This is a genomic window from Sphingopyxis sp. (assembly GCF_016463645.1).
Lineage (GTDB): Bacteria > Pseudomonadota > Alphaproteobacteria > Sphingomonadales > Sphingomonadaceae > Sphingopyxis.
In genome coordinates this window covers 1-16,834 of record NZ_JAEMQX010000079.1, presented here as the reverse complement: position 1 = coordinate 16,834, position 16,834 = coordinate 1, and the positions used below count along the sequence as shown (strand labels likewise).

The following is a 16,834-nucleotide window of genomic DNA, read 5'->3' as shown; positions in this document are numbered from 1 at the left end:
AAATTTGGTCATCTTTACCCTATTCGAGAAAGTCCGGACGCTCCGTATCAGCGGACACGCCCGATGGTCCAGCGCAATCCGCCAAAGGAGCCATTTGGTGGCCTCCCTACGCCTTCGACGCTGAACCTAGGCTGAGCGAAGGATAGACCGGGCGATACCGGAACCCGCCGTCAGAACCCCAGATTGCGGAAGGCGATGCGGAACGAGAAGCTGTTGCCGCGTCGCGCGTCGCCGGTATCGGCATAGTCGCGGCGCCAGGTGAGCGCGATCGACAGGCACTCGTCGTCATACGCGACGCCGAGCCGGTGACGAATCGGTTCGAACCCGTCGGCGTTGCTCAGCGGATCATCGCTGCGCTGGGTCAGGTCGACGATGGCTGAGCCGAATACCGACCAATGTTTTGCAAAGGCGACGCGCCCGCCGGCGCGGACTTCTTCGCGGTCCTGCAAATCCTCGCCGAGGAGCAGGATGTCGCGGTTGAGCCGCGAATAGCCGAGCACGGCATATGTCGAGCGGCTGCCGATCGTCGCGTCGAATTCGTTGCGACGAACTGCCAGATTGTCCTTGTCGAGCCGGAAGCGGTGTGTGAGGCGCAGGAAGTCGCGATAGGCAATCGTCGTGCGCCCGACGATGTCCGACGTGCGGTCGGTGAGTCCGGTGCCGTCAGGGAAGAGCGCGGGCTTGTCCGACAGGCGATAGCTTTGCCCGACGATGCTGTTGATGTTGAAGCCCGGGCGGCTGTAATTCCATTCGACGCCATAGGTGACGCGTGCGCCGTCCTCGAACCGGTCATGGCCGTTGAAGCGGTTGATCGCGAACAGGTTGCTGTCCTCGAGATCGAAGGCGCGCGAATCCTCGTTCGGTATGTCCAGATTCTTGATCGGCGGGGTCGCGACAATCTGGACGCGCGGCGTCAGCGTCTGCGTGCCGCCCGCGAATTCGCCGATGAAGGGCCAGCGCATATCGGCCGCAACCGCGGCGATCGCGCGCGCCTCCCACCCCGATTTTCCGCGATAGCCGGGGATGGCTGTCAGCAGATTCTCGTCGCTGTGATAAACGTCGCCGCGCACCAGTGCGGTCAGCGTCACTTCCTGACCAAGCGCGGTCAGTCCGCGCAGATCCCAGCGGGCGCCGGCAAAGGCGCGCTGCGTGTCCTGTCCTGCGGTTCGCCCGATCGCGAGCGTATTGAGCTGCAGTTCAAACTGTCCGCCGAGCAGCGGATCGGCAAAGCGCTGGCGATAATCGATCACCGGGAGCGCGACCGCCTGCTGCCCCTGGACGTCGTTGACGCGCAGCGTCTGCGTCGCCCAGCCGGCGATCGACAGATAGGAGTTGCCGCCGATCCGCTCGAGTTCGAAGGTCGAGCGCAGCCGGTCATCGCGGCTGATGTCGTAACGCCGCATGAAGGTGCGGTCGGTCGCGATGCGTCCCGAATAGCTGAGGCTCCAGCGCGGATCGAACTGGAACTTGCCCGCGCTTTCGAGGTAGCCGCGAAAGCGCTTCTGACTATCGGGATCCTCGCCGGTCAGCGGGACGAGCGAGCCATAGGTCGCATAGCCGTTGATGCGGAACGATCCGATATCGGTCAGCGCCCGGAACTCGCCCTCGATCATCGGTGCCGCGCTCGTATAGAGGTGTGGCGTGATCGTCATGTCGCGATCGGGGGCGAGCCGCAGATAATAGGGAACGGCAATTTCGAACCCGTTGCTGCGGTCGAGCCGGATTTCGGGGACCAGGATGCCGCTGCTCGCCTCGTTGTTGATCGAATGGCTGAGACCGGGCAGCGGAATCAGGGGCAGGCCGAAAATCTCGATCCGGGCGCCCTTGTAGCGGACCTTGTTTTTCGCCCGGTCGTAAAGCACGCGGACAGCGCGGACCTGCCAGCTCGGATTTCTGGGGCAACCCGCGTCGTCCTCGACCGGACAGGGGGTGTAGGCGGCGTTCTCCAGCTCGATATTGCCATTGTCGAAGCGTGTGCCCCTGATCGCGGCGAGGCGCGAGCCATTGTCGAGCACGACGAGCAGATTTTCGACGACCCCGTCGCGCAGGCTGTCGGTCAGTTCGATCTTGTCACCATAGGCGGTATCACCTTCGGGATTTTTGATCGTGACATTACCCTCGGCGAAAACCTTCCCTGTCTGCCGGTTCCACGTCACCTTGTCCGCGCGCATTTCGATCGCCTCGCGGTTCATCTGGACATTGCCCTCGGCAATGACGACTTCGGTGTCGCTGTCGTAATTGAGGTTGTCGGCGGCGAAGCCGATCTGTTCCTCGCCCGTTACCTCAGGCGCGTCGGGCGTCACGGGGGAGGTGTCAGGGGTTTGCAGATCGGGCTGGTCCGTGACCTGCGTAGGCCGGGCCGATTCGTCGTTCGTCTGGGCCAGCACAGGGCAAGCGGCCAAGGCCGCGCCGCTCGCCGTCGCCAGCCAGAACTGCCGCGCACGCGCTGCCCGATGGAACAAAGCCCAGCTCATTTAATCCCTTTGTCCCGAACCCTATATAGACATTTGCCCGCTTGGACCGGCAGCTTTGTTTTTGCAACTCGCAAGCGAAACCCCTATCGGTCCGCCACGTTCCAATCAATCATCGCATGAGAAAGTTAAGGCATGGACATTCAGTTTGTCGCGCAAATCGATGCGTCTGCCGACGTCGTCGCTTTTCCGGTTCGCAAGGGCGAGGCCGGTGCGCTCGGGGCGCTGCTCGGCGCCGCGGCAGCGCAGGCGCGCTTTGAAGGCGCGGCGGGCACGGTCGCCGAAACCGCGGCGATCGACGGCGAGCAGGCGAAGCGCCTGCTGCTTGTCGGGATCGGCGAGGGCAGCGAACAGGACCTCGAACGCGCCGGCGCGGCGCTGATCGCCAGGCTCCAGACGAGCGGCGTGACGCATGTCCATGTCGATTTCGCGAGCGCTGGGCTGAGCGATGCCGACGATGTCCTCGCCTTTGCGATGGGCGCGCGACTGCGCAACTGGCGTCTCGACACCTATCGCACGCGTCTCACCGACAAGGCGAAGCCGAGCCTCAAGACCGTGACGATCGCCTCGCCGCACGGCGACCTCGTGGCGCGCTGGGCCGAAAACGAGGCGATCGCCGATGGCGTCGCGCTGACCCAGACGCTCGTCGCCGAGCCGCCGAACATCCTCTATCCCGAAAGCTTCGTCGAACGCTGCCAGCATCTCGCCGACCTCGGTGTCGAACTCGAAGTGCTCGACGAGCGCCAGATGAAGGCGCTCGGCATGGGCGCGCTGCTTGGGGTCGCACAGGGTTCGACCCGCCCGCCCCGCTTGCTCGCGATGCGCTGGAACGGCGGCAATCCGGGTGAGGCGCCCGTCGTCTTCATCGGCAAGGGCGTGACCTTCGACACCGGCGGCATCAGCATCAAGCCTGCCGCTGGCATGGACATGATGAAGTGGGACATGGGCGGAGCGGGCGCGGTCGCGGGCGCGATCAAGGCGATCGCTGGCCGCAAGGCGAAGGCGAATGTCGTCGGCGTGGTCGGCCTCGTCGAGAATATGCCCGACGGCAATGCGATGCGCCCCGGCGATGTTGTCAGCACGATGTCGGGGCAGACGGTCGAGGTGCTCAACACCGACGCGGAAGGCCGTCTCGTCCTTTGCGACGCGATCAGCTGGGCGCAAAAGACCTATGATCCCAAGGTGATCGTCGACCTCGCGACGCTGACCGGCGCGATGGTGATCTCGCTCGGGCATGAATATGCGGGCATCTTCGCCAACGACGACAAGCTCGCCGCCGACCTGATCGCCGCGGGCGACGTATCGAACAACAGGCTCTGGCGCTTCCCGCTGTCGCCGGCATACGACAAGCTGATCGACAGCCCGATCGCCGACATGAAGAATGTGGGTCCGCGCGAAGGCGGCTCGATCACCGCTGCGCAATTCCTGAAGCGCTATGTCGAGGACGGCGTCGCGTGGGCGCATCTCGACATCGCGGGCATGGCGTGGGCCGACAAGGACGGCCCGGTGTGGGCGAAGGGCGCGACGGGTTACGGCGTGCGCCTGCTCGACCGCTATATCGCCGCCAACCACGAGGGCTGAGCAATACGGGGCAGGGGAGCATGGCGCGCGTCGACTTCTACCGGCTGACCCGCGACCCGGTCGAACGGGTGCTCCCTGCCTTGGCGACGCGCGTATTGGCGAACGGCGACCGCCTGCTGGTGGTCGCCGCGCCCGCGATGCAGCGGCAGGCGATAGACGAGGCGCTCTGGACGCTGCAGCCGGCGAGTTTCCTGCCGCACGGTCATGCGGGCTCGCCCGATGAGGAGATCGAGCCGATCCTGGTCGCGGGTACGCTCGACCCGTCTCCGCCCAACCGCGCCAGCCATCTCGCACTTGCCGACGGCGAATGGCGCGAGGAAGCGCTGGGGTTCGAACGCACCTTCCTCCTCTTCGACAACAGCCGTATCGACGACGCGCGGGCACTCTGGCGCGCGCTCGCCGCGCGCGACGATGTCGACAACCGCTTCTGGAAACAGGACGAAAACGGCCGCTGGTCGGAAGGGCCGTAAACACCGGGCGCTCTGTCCTTGCAGGACGGCAAAAGCGCGGCTAGAGGCGCGCGCATCATATAACACACCAATCAGGAGCTTCCCCCATGGCGGTCACTCGCACTTTCTCGATCATCAAGCCCGACGCGACGCGCCGCAACATCACCGGCGCCGTCACCAAGATGCTCGAAGACGCCGGCCTCCGCGTCGTCGCCTCGAAGCGCATCCACATGACCCGCGAACAGGCCGAAGGCTTCTACGCGGTTCACAAGGAACGTCCCTTCTTCGGCGAACTCGTCGATTTCATGATCAGCGGTCCCGTCGTCGTTCAGGTTCTCGAAGGCGAGAATGCCATGCAGGCGAACCGCGACATCATGGGCGCGACCAACCCCGCGAACGCCGAGCCCGGCACGATCCGCAAGGAACTCGCCGAGAGCATCGAAGCGAACACCGTCCACGGTTCGGACAGCGAAGAAAATGCCGCGATCGAAATCGCTTACTTCTTCAAGCCCGAAGAAATCGTCGGCTAAGCCGCAAGGCATAGTCGAACCGAAGAGGCCGCCGGAGCGATCCGGCGGCCTTTTTCGTCAAAACTCGTCGGCCACTCCCATCAGTCCAGCCAGCTTTTTCGGCGCGACCGCAAGCCAGCTCTTGCGTAGCCACTTGCCGATCGCGTCCCAGTCGGTGTCGCCAAGGTCGAGCCGGATGCCGATCCAGCCGTCGCCGAAATAGGCGGGACGGTAATAGCGGTCTTCGTCGAGTTCGATCAGCATCGCCTGCTCCTCGGCGCCGCTGATCTTGACCAGCAGCGCGATCTTGCCGTCGCCATGATGATCCTCGGTGAAATAGGCGAATTTCTTGCCCTTCACGATCCCGAAGCAGGGCATGCCGTGCGACACGACCTCGTCGGCCTCGGGCAGCGCCATCGCGAGGTCGCGGACGCGACCGCGCAGGTAGTCGGGCGAGCGCTCGCGCGACACGAAGGCGGCGAGCGTGGCGGGATAGAGCTGATGTTCGGCGAACTGCACCCGGCGCGCCAGCGTTTCGACCGTATCGCCCGGCACGATCGCGACCGGCGTCTGAGCCAGCACCGGGCCATCGTCGACGCCCGGCGTCACGATATGAACGCTGCACCCACCGAACTTGTCGCCCGCCTCGATCGCTTGGGCGTGGGTGTTCAGCCCCTTGTAGAGCGGCAGCAGGCTGGGATGGATATTGACCATCTTGCCCGCCCAGCGCGCGACGAAATCGTCCGAAAGAATTCGCATATAGCCCGCGAGCGCGACGAACTCGGCGCCGACGCCGCGCAATTGTTCGTCGACCAGCGCATCGAAGGCGTCGCGGTTCATGCCCTTGTGCGACAGACTCCATGTCGCGATGCCCTCGGCCTCGGCGATTTTCAGCCCCGCCGCTTCGGGGTCGTTGCTCGCGACAAGCACCAGTTCATAGGGGCAGTCGGTCGCTTTCGCGGCGTAAAGCAGCGCCGCCATATTGGTGCCGGCGCCTGAAATGAGCACGGCGACTTTGGCTTTCGTCACGACGCGGCCCCCTCAATCCGTTCGTGCTGAGCTTGTCGAAGCACTGCTCTTCTCTTTCAACCTCAAAAGGAAGGACGGCCCTTCGACAAGCTCAGGGCGAACGGCCTTAGGAATTACCCGTGGTGCGTGGTGCTCCACGCGCCCATCGCGCTCCACGTTTCGGCGCTGCCCGTTACGGTGCAGCCTTTCTCGCCTTCGGCGATATGACCGATGCGGAACACGGTCTCGCCCGCGGCTTCGAGTGCGGCAGTGACTTCGGCAACATCGCCTTCGGCGACGACAACCGCCATGCCGATCCCGCAGTTGAAGGTGCGCGCCATTTCTTCGGGCTCGATATTGCCCTGCGCCTGCAGGAAGGCCATCAGTCGCGGCTGCTCCCACGCATCGGCATCGACGTGAGCGTGGAGGGTTTTCGGCAGGATACGCGGGATATTCTCGAGCAGCCCGCCGCCGGTGATATGCGCGAGCGCGTGGATATGGCCGGTCTTCACAAGCGGGAGCAGGCTCTTCACATAGATGCGCGTCGGCGCCATCAGCGCGTCGATCAGCAGCACGTTCTGGTCGAACAGGGCAGGGCGGTCGAGCTTCCAGCCCTTGTCGGCGGCAAGGCGGCGCACGAGCGAGAAGCCGTTCGAATGCACCCCCGACGAGGCGAGGCCCAGAATGGCGTCGCCCGCCGCGACCTTGTCGGCGGTCAGCACCTGGTCGCGCTCGACCGCGCCGACGCAGAAACCCGCGAGATCATAATCGCCGTCCGAATACATGCCCGGCATTTCGGCGGTCTCGCCGCCGATCAACGCGCATCCAGCCTGCTTGCAGCCCTCGGCGATGCTCGCGACGACTTCGGTCGCGACGTCGTTGTCGAGTTTGCCGGTGGCATAATAATCGAGGAAGAACAGCGGCTCGGCGCCCTGCACGATCAGGTCGTTCGCGCACATGGCGACCAGATCGATCCCGACGCCGTCATGCCTGCCCGATTCGATCGCGAGTTTCAGCTTGGTGCCGACGCCATCATTCGCCGCGACGAGCAGGGGGTCGTTGAACCCCGCTGCCTTCAGGTCGAAGAAGCCGCCAAAGCCGCCGAGGTCGGCGTCGGCGCCCGGACGGCGCGTCGCACGGGCGAGCGGGGCAATGGCACGGACCAGCGCGTTGCCGGTCTCGATCGATACGCCAGCCTCGGCATAAGTGTAGGAGGCGGGTTGGTTGTGCTTGGAATCCATGGCACGCGCGACTAACGGTTCCAGCGGACAAATGCCATGATTTCCTTGTCCGGCGCCTCGCTTTTGGACAAAGCATAGAGAAGATATGATTTCGGCCGCTTTCCCCCGCTTCGCCCCGAGCTTCTCCTTCGACGCCATACGTCCCCGCGACTGGCGCTGGGCTGCGCTTTTCGGTCTTCTCTTCGCTATTCTGCTCGCCGGTATCGTCGATGGCCAAATCACGCGCGGAAACCGCGGGATCACCCCGATCAACAGCAGCGGCGATTTTCTGGCGAGCGGCATCATGGTCGACGTGACCGGCGACAACGCCGACGACGCGCGGACCAAGGGCTGGCGCGAGGCGCAGCGCAAGGGCTGGGCGCAACTCTATCGCAAATTGAACGGCAGCGACGGGCCTGCGCTCGGCGATTCGGTACTCGACGGCATCGTCACCGCGATCGTCGTCGAGGAAGAACAGATCGGTCCGCGCCGATATGTCGCCAAACTCGGCGTCCAGTTCGACCGCGTGCGCGCCGGCCAGATTCTCGGCGTCAGCGGTCGCACGCTGCGTTCGCCGCCGCTGCTCGTCATCCCCGTTTATTCGATCGATGGCATCCCGCAGGTGTTCGAACAGCGCAGCGCCTGGCAGCGCGCCTGGGCCGAATATAATACGGGACAGAGCGCGATCGACTATGTCCGCGCCGCGGGCACGGGTGCCGATACCTTGCTGCTGAACTCCGGTCAGACCGGCCGCCGCGGCCGGGTCTGGTGGCGCGTGATCCTCGATCAATATGGCGCCGCCGACGTGCTCACGCCGATCGCGCGCGTCGAGTACAGCTATCCCGGCGGTCCCATCAAAGGCTATTTCACCGCGCGTTTCGGTCCAGACAGCAAGCTGATCTCCAGCTTCACGATGACAGGTCCGACCCCTGCCGCGCTGCCCGACATGATGGAAAAGGCGGTCGCGCGCATGGACCGTATCTATATCGACGCGCTGGCCGCGGGCATTCTCCGGACCGACACCTATCTTGTCCTTGAAAAGCCGGTTGAAAAGGAAGATCTGCCCGAAGAGGTGGCAACCGGCGAAGATGTGTTGCCGAGCGAAACCGACGCCAGTGTGCCGGCCACGGCCGCGGCGGGCGTACAGAGCTTCACCGTCCAATATAGTTCGCCCGACGTCGATTCGGTCACCGCGACCGAGCGTGCGGTCGCCGGGGTTGCCGGCGTCCAGTCGGCCTCGACGACAAGCCTCGCGCTCGGCGGTACTTCGGTTATGCGCGTGAGCTTCCGGGGCGATATCGCTGCGCTCAGGGCCGCGCTGGCCGCGCGCGGATTCAAGGTGCAGGAAGGCGGCGGTCAGCTCAGGATCAGCCGCTGATGGCGCGCCCATCGGGACAAATAGCGCTCCCGCTCGACTGGAGCGCGGGGAGCGGCAACGATCCGTTGATTGTCGGCACCAGCAACGCCGATGCCGTGCGATATCTGCGCCACCCGGCGACCTGGCCGGTGCGCACTGCCGTACTCACCGGCCCGCGCGGTTCGGGGCGCAGCCTGATCGGCCGGATCTTTGCGTGCGAGACCGGTGGTCGCGTCCTCGACGGCTACGACAGCGTGTCGGAAGAAGAGATTTTTCATGCTTGGAACGCAGCGCAGGCGAGCGGCACACCGCTGCTCGTCATCGCCGACGCGCCGCCCGCGGACTGGGGCATCGCGCTGCCCGATCTTCGCTCGCGTCTCGCCGCGGTGCCGGTGCTGACGATCGGCGATCCCGACGACTGTCTGGCGCGCGACCTGATCGAGGCGCTTTTCGCGCGGCGCGGGATCGCGCTTGCGCCGGGCGTCGCTTCCTATATCGTTCCGCGGATGGAACGCAGCTATGCGATGATCCATCGCGTCGTTGCGGCGCTCGACGCCGCCTCGCTCGAAAAGGGGGGCGGAATCGGTATTCGTCTCATCCGTGAAACATTACTGTCACAGGGGCTCATCGATCCCGATCTCCTCGAACGACAGGATGACAAGACATGTCGATAGCTGGCGGCTCCTTACGCGCAGACAATGATGCCCACACGGTGGCAACGCCGCCGACCTTCGGCCCCGAGCGTTTCTTCAATCGCGAGCTATCGTGGCTCGCCTTCAACCGGCGGGTGATGGAAGAGGCGCGCAACCCCGCGCATCCGCTGCTCGAACGCCTGCGCTTCCTGTCGATTTCGGGCAGCAACCTTGACGAATTCTTCATGGTGCGCGTCGCGGGCCTCAAGGGGCAGCAGCTTCAGGGCATCGACGATCCGTCGGCCGACGGCCGCACGCCGGGACAGCAGCTCGCCGAGATCGAGGCCGAAGTGAACCGGCTCGTCGACCAGCAGCAGAGCGAATGGCAACTGCTCCACCGGCAGCTCGCCGAACAGGGCATTGTCGTCCATGGCACCGGGTCGAACAGGGACGCGCTGCGTTCCGCCCTGCGCCAATATTTCATCGACCAGATTTTCCCGATCCTGACCCCGCAGGTGCTCGACCCGGCGCATCCTTTTCCCTTCATCCCGAACCGCGGCCTCGGGGTCATCTTCGACTTGCAGCGCAAGACGAATGGCGAGACGGTGCGCGAACTCGTCATGATCCCGGCTTCGCTGTCGCGTTTCGTGCCGGTACCTGGCGAAGCAGGCGCGTTCGTGCCGATCGAATATCTGATCGAGCTGTTCGGCGACTTGCTGTTTCCGGGTTTCGCGATCCGCTCATTGGGCGTGTTTCGTATCATTCGCGACAGCGATATCGAGCTCGAGGAAGAGGCCGAGGATCTGGTCCGGCTGTTCCGCACGGCGATCCGCCGCCGCCGCCGCGGCCGCGTGATCCTGCTCGAACTCGAAGCCGACATGCCCGGCGAGATCGCCGAGGTACTCAACGCCGATATTCAGGGGCACGAGGCGATCGTTGCCAAGATCGGTGGCTTCATCGGGCTCGCGGCGCTCTCCGCACTGGTCGACGTTGACCGCCCCGACCTCAAATTCCCCGCTTACTCCGCACGTTTTCCCGAACGGATCCGCGAACATGGCGGCGACTGTTTCGCGGCGATCCGTTCGAAGGACATCGTCGTCCATCACCCTTATGAGAGCTTCGACGTCGTCCTCTCCTTCCTGCGCCAGGCGGCGGCCGATCCCGACGTCGTCGCGATCAAGCAGACGCTCTACCGCGCGGGCAATCAGTCGCCAGTCATCCGTGCGTTGATCGAGGCGGCCGAGGCGGGCAAATCGGTCACCGCGGTGGTCGAGCTCAAGGCGCGCTTCGACGAGGAACAGAACCTCCTCTGGGCGAACCAGCTCGAACGCGCCGGGGTGCAGGTCGTCTACGGCTTTATCGAGTGGAAGACGCATGCGAAAATCTCGATGGTCGTGCGCCGTGAAGGGCAGGGCTATCGCACCTATTGCCACTTCGGCACCGGCAATTACCACCCGGTCACCGCGCGCATCTACACCGACCTCAGCTTTTTCACGGCCGATCCGCGCGCCGGCCGCGATGCGGCACAGCTGTTCAATTACATCACCGGCTATGTCGAACCCGAACGGCTCGACCTCATCACCATGTCGCCGCTCAACATGCGCCAGCATCTCAGCGAGCTGATCGATTCCGAAATCGCCATGGCGAGCGCGGGGGCGCCATCGGGCGTGTGGGCGAAAATGAACAGCCTCGTCGACCCCGACATCATCGACAAGCTCTACGAAGCAAGCGCGGCGGGGGTGCCGATCGAACTGATCGTGCGCGGCATTTGCTGTCTGCGCCCCGGCGTTCCGGGCCTGTCCGAAACGATCCGCGTCAAATCGGTCGTCGGCCGCTTTCTCGAGCATAGCCGCGTCTGGGCCTTCGCGAACGGCGCGCCGTTGCCGCACCGCGCGGCGAAACTCTACATCAGCAGCGCCGACTGGATGCCGCGCAACTTCGACCGCCGCGTCGAATATATGATCCCGATCGAAAATCCGACCGTGCACGACCAGATACTGGATCAGGTGCTCGTCGCGAACCTGATCGACAATGAACAAAGCTGGATCCTCCAGCCCGACGGCACCTCGGCGCGCGTGGTGCCGGGCGACAAGCCCTTCAACCTGCATCATTATTTTATGAACAACCCTTCGCTGTCGGGCCGCGGCACCGCGCTTCACAAGCGTCAGGACGTGCCGACGCTGGCGTTCGACATGCGTGAAGATTGAGACGGATTTGAGCTTCCTGCGCACTTCCAAACAGGCGGTCCGGCGATCCGCCGTCATCGACATCGGCTCGAACTCGGTGCGCATCGTCGTCTATGAGGGGCCGGCTCGCGCGCCCGCGGTGATTTTCAACGAAAAGGTCGCCGCTGGCCTTGGCCGCGGACTCTCGGTCGACGGGCGCATCGCACCCGAGGATGCCGAACGCGGTCTCGTCGCGTTACGCCGCTATGCGCTGCTGGCAAAGCATATGGATGTTAAGGAAGTCCAGTGCGTCGCGACGGCCGCGGTGCGCGATGCGCTGAACGGTCCCGATTTCATTGCCGCCGCCGCCGAGGCGGGGCTCAGAATCCGTCTCTTGTCGGGCGAAGAGGAGGCCGAAGCGGCAGGGCATGGCGTGCTCGCAGCGATCCCCGACGCGCGGGGTATCGCGGTCGACCTCGGCGGCGGCAGCCTCGAACTCGCCGAAGTCGCGAACGGCGAAGTCGGCCGGCGCGTATCCTTTCCGCTCGGCGTGCTTCGCCTGCCGGCGCTGCGCGAGAATGGCGACCAGGCGTTCGAGCGCGCGGTTCGCAAGATGCTCCGCGCGGCGGGCTGGCCGGGCGAGGGGCTCTCCGGCCTGCCGCTCTATCTCGTCGGCGGTTCGTGGCGCGCCCTGTCGCGCCTCGATCTCGAACTCACCAAGGATCCGCTCGCGGTCCTCGACCAGCATACCTTCCCGCGCACCGCGCTGCGTCGCCTGATCCGCGCGACCAGAAGAATGAGCTTCGAGGAATTACGCGCGATTCCCGGCATGGCGTCGAACCGCGCCGCGGCGCTGCCCGATGCGGCCGCGCTGCTTGCTGCGCTCGTCCACATTCTCGACGTTCCCGAAATGACCGTATCGTCGTCGGGCCTGCGCGAAGGGCTGCTCTATCAGGCGCTCGACGCCGAAACGCGCGCGCAGGACCCGCTGATCGTCGCCGCCGAATTCGAGGGCCGCCGCCTCGCACGCTTCGCGCCACACGGCCGCGCGATCGCCGAATGGATCGCGCCCCTTTTCGCCGACGAGACGCCCGTCGACAGCCGCGTGCGCCTCGCCGCGAGCCTGCTCAGCGACGTCGCGTGGTCGGCGAACCCCGATTTCCGCGCCGAGCGAGGGACCGAGATCGGGCTGCACGGCAACTGGCGCAGTATCGACATTCCGGGGCGCATCCTGCTGGCGCGCGCGCTTTACGCGGGCTTCGGCGGGGCCGACGCCGAATTTCCCGCGATGGGCGGCCTCGTCTCGGCCGAACGGCTGGCGCGCGCGCGGCAATGGGGGCTTGCGATCCGCCTCGCACAGCGCCTGACCGGCGGGATCGAAGCACCGCTGAAGGCGAGCGGCATTACGCTCGTCGATGGCAAGCTCAAACTGGGGCTCGACGCCGGCTGGCATCACCTGGCGGGCGAATCGGTCGAACGCCGCCTGCGCGTCCTCGCGCAGGCGCTCGACGCCAAACCCGAGCTCGTCCTGCTCTAGACTTCGGCGGCGGTCGCGGCGTCGATCTCGCTCATCACCAGCTTGCCGTTCTTGACGGCAAAGCCCATCCGGCCTTCGACGAGGTCGAGCGCGGCATGACCGAACACGTCGTGGCGCCAGCCTTGCATCATCTGGATACCCTCGCGCGCGCCCGCGGCAAGGGCTTCGAGATCGTCACTCCGCGCGATCAGCCGCGCCGCGACGTTGAGCTCGCGCGCGCGGATCTTGAGCAGCAGCTTGAGCAGGTCGGCGACGAGCGTACCTTCCTTGCCCAGCCCCGGCCCGCGCGGGGCGCGGTCGGGCATGTCATCCTTCGACATCGGCTTGGCGTTCGCGATCGCGTCCATCAACCGGCCGCCGATATCGTTCGTCCGCCATGTCGCCGATAGCCCGCGAACGCGACCGAGCCCGTCCTGATCCTTCGGCGGATGCGCGGCGAGGTCGGCGAGCGTCTCGTCCTTGACGATGCGGCCGCGCGGCAGATTCTTGTTCCGCGCTTCGCGCTCGCGCCAGGCCGCGAGCGCCTGCAGGCGGCCGAGTACATCGGCCTTGCGCGTCGGTATCTTGATCCGCTGCCACGCCTTGTCGGGATCGACGCTGTAGTTGGCGGGATCGGCGAGCTTTTCCATTTCCTCGTCGAGCCAGTGGCCGCGCCCTGTCTTGATCAGCTTGTCGAGCATCATCGGGAAAATCTTCGCCAGGTGCGTGACGTCGCCGATGGCGTAATCGATCTGGCGCTTGTCGAGCGGGCGGCGGCTCCAGTCGGTAAAACGCGCACCCTTGTCGAGCTGAACGCCGATCCACGCCTCGACGAGGTTCGAATAGCCGACCTGCTCGGCCTGACCGAGCGCCATCTGGCCGATCTGCGTGTCGAAGATCGGGTGCGGCGTCTTCCCGGTCAGGTTGAAGATGATTTCGACATCCTGCCCGCCTGCGTGAAAGACCTTCAGTATATCCTCATTGCCGACGAGCAGGCCGAGCAGCGGCTTCAGATCGATACCCTGCGCCATCGGATCGATCGCCGCGGCATGGTTGCGGTCGGCCACCTGGATCAGGCAAAGCTCTGGCCAGAACGTGTTTTCGCGCATGAATTCGGTATCGACCGCGATGAAATCGCTGCTCCGGATGAGGTCGCAGAATTCGACGAGCGCGGCGTTGGTTTCTATCAACGGATGGACTTGCATAGCGCGCCTATACATCTAGTTGAAAAGAACGGGCAGGAAAAATTGCCCACGCTCTTCGGGTTGCGGAGCCGGAATGCCGGCCGGGGAAAAAGACGAAGGGATTTGGAGCATGATGTGGCTCGGTTGGGCGCTCGCCGCGCTCGGTTTTGTGCTGCTTTTCGGCCAGTATCTGGCAGGGCAGGCGGATATCTTCCTCTCGATCGCCAATCCGCGACCGCTCGACGAGGAATCGATGGTCGTGACGCTGAAGGGCTGGGGCTTTGCCGCCCAGGCAGCGCAGCCGTTCGTGACGCCCGAGTCCGATCACGGCCTCTGCGACGTCCGGGTCTTCGCGACGCGGCGCCAGATGCTCGTCGCGATCGCCACCTTCGGTTTCCTGCGGCCCGTCACCGTCGCGTGGCGCGCGCATGCCGGCATCCTGCCGCTGGGAGACGCGTGATGCCGATCGTGAAGCTCGGCGAAGAAGGCCGCTGGACCAATTATCACGGCACCGGCACCTGCGAGGCGGCAACGCGTTTCGCGCTGCGCAGCGGCGATGCGGAGCGCGGACGCGACGAGATCGCGATCGCCGCACGCTCGGTACGCGACTGGCTCGTCCAGGCGGCGAGGGCGCAGCGCCGCGTCCGGCCGCTCGGTGCGGGCTGGTCGCCGTCGAACGTCAATATCAGTTCGCAAAGCTGGCTCCTTCATACCCGCCGTTTCAACCGCTGCTTCCGGGTCGCCGCCGGCGATGTGCGGCCGGGCGTCGATGCGGCCGGGCTGATGCTCGTCGAGGCGGGTGCGCTCGTCGACGAGGTTTCCGACAAGCTGGAAGAACAGGGGCGCTCGCTCTGGACCAGCGGTGCGGGCAATGGTCAGACCTTCGCGGGCGCCTGCGCAACCGGGACCCATGGCTCGATGATCGCGCGGGGCGGCATTCAGGACCATATCCGCGCGGCACAGATCGTCACCCCGGGCGGCATCCACTGGATCGAACCGACCGCAGGCGTGATGAGCGACGCTTTCATCGCCGCGACCGGGTCGACACCGCTTCGCGACGATGAACTCTTCGCCGCGGCACAGCTTCCCGTCGGTTCGCTCGGTATCGTCACCGCGCTGCTGATCGACAGCGTGCCCAAATTCCTCGTCCGCCCCATCCAGAATTTGCGCAAGGTCGAACCGGCGGCGCTGGACTGGCTCGCCGCGGGCAACTTCCGTCGCTTTTCGACGGCCTATGCGCTCGATCAGGATCCCGATTTTGTCCAGATGATCGTCAATCCCTACAAGCCGTTCAAGCGGCCCGCGATGCTGCGCTTCCTTTATCGCGAGCCGTGGCGCGACGATTATCCGCGCGCGACGCCGGGCGAGCTGGGCGCGGGTTACGACGCGCTCAGCCTGCTTGGCCGGCTGCTCGACGACTATCCGTGGGCGCGCGGCGCGCTGCTGCAATTCGCCATGAAACAGGGCTATGCGAGCGGTCCCGACGTCGACGATCCGCCGGTCTATGGCAGCTGGGGTGAGGGGCTCGATACGCACCGGCCGCTCGCGGACCTGTTCAACGCGTCGGTCACGATTGACCGCGCCGATCTTGCGCGCGCCTTTGAACGCATCTGCGAGGTTTATGCGCGGCATGGCGGTTCGACCGTCATCACGGTGCGTTTCATGGATCGCGCGCAAGGATTGCTTGCGCCGGCGCGCTTTACGCACAATGCGGTGATCGATTTCGACGGCCCGCGCAGCCAGCGTACGGCCGACGCCTATGCCCGTGTCGTCGAATGTCTTGATCGCGAGGGGATCGCCTTCACCCGCCATTGGGCGAAAAGCTGTCATCTCGATGCCGCGCGCGTTGCCGCGGACTATGGCGAGGATTTTCGCCGCTGGCGCGCTGCGCAGGGTCGGCTGATACCCGATCCCGCGGATCGTGCGCTGTTCGGCAGCGCGGTGCTCGACGGGCTCGGGCTGACTTGTTGAAACCGCCTCGACCCTTGACAAATGGCGCGTTCACCTGCCTTAGGCGCGGCCATAAATCACGTTAAAAGTGATTTCCTCATTCATTGAAAGACGAGAAAAATGCACGCCTATCGCACCCACACCTGCGCAGATCTTCGCGCCGCCAACGTCGGTGAGGAAGTCCGTCTTTCGGGTTGGGTGCATCGCACGCGCGAACATGCGAATGTGCTGTTCGTCGATCTTCGCGACCATTATGGCATCACCCAGATCGTGGTCGAGACCGGTTCGGATCTCTATCCCACGGTGAACGCTTTGGGTCCCGAGTCCGTCCTGACCTTCACCGGCAAGGTTGCCGCACGATCGCCCGAAACGCTGAACCCGAAGCTCGCGACCGGAGAGATCGAAATCTACCCGAGCGCGGTGACCGTGCAGTCGGCGGCCGAGCGCCTGCCGCTCCCGGTGTTCGGCGAGACCGAATATCCCGAGGAGATTCGCCTGACGAACCGCTTCCTCGATCTGCGCCGCGAGCGCCTGCACAAGAATATCGTGCTGCGTTCGAACGTGATTTCGTCGCTGCGCCGCCGGATGATCGATCAGGGCTTCACCGAATTCCAGACGCCGATCCTGACCGCGAGCAGCCCCGAAGGCGCGCGCGACTATCTCGTGCCGAGCCGCGTTCACCCCGGCAAATTCTATGCGCTGCCGCAGGCGCCGCAGATGTTCAAGCAGTTGCTGATGGTCGCGGGCTTCGACCGCTATTTCCAGATCGCGCCCTGCTTCCGCGACGAGGAC

14 protein-coding genes are annotated in these 16,834 nt (G+C 65.0%); 10 read left to right on the top strand and 4 right to left on the bottom strand.

The genetic code is table 11. The features are described 5' to 3' along the window. Nucleotides 1–170 precede the first annotated feature (170 nt). Nucleotides 171–2,474: an LPS assembly protein LptD gene (gene lptD / locus JHC57_RS15160; protein WP_294030985.1), complete on the bottom strand. Its 2,304-nt coding sequence runs from the start codon at nucleotides 2,472–2,474 to the stop codon at nucleotides 171–173. Between the two features lie 132 nt (nucleotides 2,475–2,606). On the opposite strand from lptD, the gene JHC57_RS15155 reads away from it, so the two are divergent. The 3 genes from JHC57_RS15155 (at nucleotide 2,607) to ndk (ending at nucleotide 5,031) form a co-directional block, all read left to right on the top strand. After that, a complete protein-coding gene (locus JHC57_RS15155; RefSeq protein ID WP_294030984.1) occupies nucleotides 2,607–4,052 on the top strand; it encodes a leucyl aminopeptidase in 1,446 nt (481 codons plus the stop codon). Nucleotides 4,053–4,072: 20 nt separating this feature from the next. Next, nucleotides 4,073–4,522, top strand: coding sequence for a DNA polymerase III subunit chi (locus JHC57_RS15150; protein WP_294030982.1), 450 nt, complete (start codon nucleotides 4,073–4,075; stop codon nucleotides 4,520–4,522). An 86-nt stretch (nucleotides 4,523–4,608) separates the two neighbouring features. Continuing rightward, nucleotides 4,609–5,031 carry a nucleoside-diphosphate kinase gene (gene ndk, locus JHC57_RS15145; protein WP_294030980.1) on the top strand — a complete coding sequence of 141 codons (423 nt, stop codon included), beginning with the start codon at nucleotides 4,609–4,611 and terminating at the stop codon, nucleotides 5,029–5,031. A gap of 57 nt (nucleotides 5,032–5,088) precedes the next feature. On the opposite strand, the gene purN is transcribed toward ndk, so the two are convergent. Both purN and purM read right to left on the bottom strand, forming a co-directional pair. Further along, nucleotides 5,089–6,039: a phosphoribosylglycinamide formyltransferase gene (gene purN, locus JHC57_RS15140; RefSeq protein ID WP_294030978.1), complete on the bottom strand. Its 951-nt coding sequence runs from the start codon at nucleotides 6,037–6,039 to the stop codon at nucleotides 5,089–5,091. 113 nt (nucleotides 6,040–6,152) lie between these two features. Further along, the gene (gene purM / locus JHC57_RS15135) at nucleotides 6,153–7,259 is read right to left on the bottom strand and encodes a phosphoribosylformylglycinamidine cyclo-ligase (RefSeq protein ID WP_294030977.1); all 1,107 of its coding nucleotides are present in this window, start codon (nucleotides 7,257–7,259) and stop codon (nucleotides 6,153–6,155) included. Between the two features lie 85 nt (nucleotides 7,260–7,344). On the opposite strand from purM, the gene JHC57_RS15130 reads away from it, so the two are divergent. From JHC57_RS15130 to JHC57_RS15115, 4 genes are read left to right on the top strand one after another with little or no spacing between them, the layout of a single operon-like run. Beyond that, the gene (locus JHC57_RS15130) at nucleotides 7,345–8,616 is read left to right on the top strand and encodes a heavy-metal-associated domain-containing protein (RefSeq protein ID WP_294030976.1); all 1,272 of its coding nucleotides are present in this window, start codon (nucleotides 7,345–7,347) and stop codon (nucleotides 8,614–8,616) included. After that, entirely contained in the window at nucleotides 8,616–9,269 is a 654-nt protein-coding gene (locus JHC57_RS15125) for a chromosomal replication initiator DnaA (RefSeq protein WP_294030975.1), read from the top strand. Before JHC57_RS15130 ends, JHC57_RS15125 begins: the two co-directional genes overlap by 1 nt. Further along, nucleotides 9,260–11,434: an RNA degradosome polyphosphate kinase gene (locus JHC57_RS15120; protein WP_294030974.1), complete on the top strand. Its 2,175-nt coding sequence runs from the start codon at nucleotides 9,260–9,262 to the stop codon at nucleotides 11,432–11,434. The genes JHC57_RS15125 and JHC57_RS15120 overlap by 10 nt, the downstream gene beginning before the upstream one ends. Beyond that, on the top strand, nucleotides 11,424–12,929 hold the full coding sequence (locus JHC57_RS15115) for a Ppx/GppA family phosphatase (protein ID WP_294030973.1): 1,506 nt from the start codon (nucleotides 11,424–11,426) through the stop codon (nucleotides 12,927–12,929). Before JHC57_RS15120 ends, JHC57_RS15115 begins: the two co-directional genes overlap by 11 nt. Here JHC57_RS15115 and rnd read toward each other — a convergent pair. Continuing rightward, nucleotides 12,926–14,113: a ribonuclease D gene (gene rnd / locus JHC57_RS15110; RefSeq protein WP_294030971.1), complete on the bottom strand. Its 1,188-nt coding sequence runs from the start codon at nucleotides 14,111–14,113 to the stop codon at nucleotides 12,926–12,928. The genes JHC57_RS15115 and rnd overlap by 4 nt on opposite strands. A 109-nt stretch (nucleotides 14,114–14,222) precedes the next feature. Here rnd and JHC57_RS15105 point away from each other — a divergent pair, with 109 nt between their 5' ends. The 3 genes from JHC57_RS15105 to JHC57_RS15095 form a co-directional block, all read left to right on the top strand. Beyond that, nucleotides 14,223–14,552, top strand: a complete 330-nt coding sequence (locus JHC57_RS15105) for a hypothetical protein (protein ID WP_294030969.1) — start codon at nucleotides 14,223–14,225, stop codon at nucleotides 14,550–14,552. After that, complete coding sequence (locus JHC57_RS15100) at nucleotides 14,552–16,063, top strand: FAD-binding protein (protein WP_294030967.1); 1,512 nt, start codon at nucleotides 14,552–14,554, stop codon at nucleotides 16,061–16,063. Before JHC57_RS15105 ends, JHC57_RS15100 begins: the two co-directional genes overlap by 1 nt. Before the next feature lie 99 nt (nucleotides 16,064–16,162). Beyond that, nucleotides 16,163–16,834, top strand: a 672-nt coding sequence (locus tag JHC57_RS15095; protein ID WP_294030966.1) for an amino acid--tRNA ligase-related protein, incomplete at its 3' end; no start/stop codon positions are given.

Excerpts from the sequence above, each read along its gene's own strand:
- lptD (WP_294030985.1), bottom strand. The coding sequence starts at position 2,474 with ATGAGCTGGGCTTTGTTCCATCGGGCAGCGCGTGCGCGGCAGTTCTGG.
- JHC57_RS15155 (WP_294030984.1), top strand. The coding sequence starts at position 2,607 with ATGGACATTCAGTTTGTCGCGCAAATCGATGCGTCTGCCGACGTCGTC.
- JHC57_RS15150 (WP_294030982.1), top strand. The coding sequence starts at position 4,073 with ATGGCGCGCGTCGACTTCTACCGGCTGACCCGCGACCCGGTCGAACGG.
- ndk (WP_294030980.1), top strand. The coding sequence starts at position 4,609 with ATGGCGGTCACTCGCACTTTCTCGATCATCAAGCCCGACGCGACGCGC.
- purM (WP_294030977.1), bottom strand. The coding sequence starts at position 7,259 with ATGGATTCCAAGCACAACCAACCCGCCTCCTACACTTATGCCGAGGCT.
- JHC57_RS15130 (WP_294030976.1), top strand. The coding sequence starts at position 7,345 with ATGATTTCGGCCGCTTTCCCCCGCTTCGCCCCGAGCTTCTCCTTCGAC.
- JHC57_RS15125 (WP_294030975.1), top strand. The coding sequence starts at position 8,616 with ATGGCGCGCCCATCGGGACAAATAGCGCTCCCGCTCGACTGGAGCGCG.
- JHC57_RS15120 (WP_294030974.1), top strand. The coding sequence starts at position 9,260 with ATGTCGATAGCTGGCGGCTCCTTACGCGCAGACAATGATGCCCACACG.
- rnd (WP_294030971.1), bottom strand. The coding sequence starts at position 14,113 with ATGCAAGTCCATCCGTTGATAGAAACCAACGCCGCGCTCGTCGAATTC.
- JHC57_RS15105 (WP_294030969.1), top strand. The coding sequence starts at position 14,223 with ATGATGTGGCTCGGTTGGGCGCTCGCCGCGCTCGGTTTTGTGCTGCTT.
- JHC57_RS15100 (WP_294030967.1), top strand. The coding sequence starts at position 14,552 with ATGCCGATCGTGAAGCTCGGCGAAGAAGGCCGCTGGACCAATTATCAC.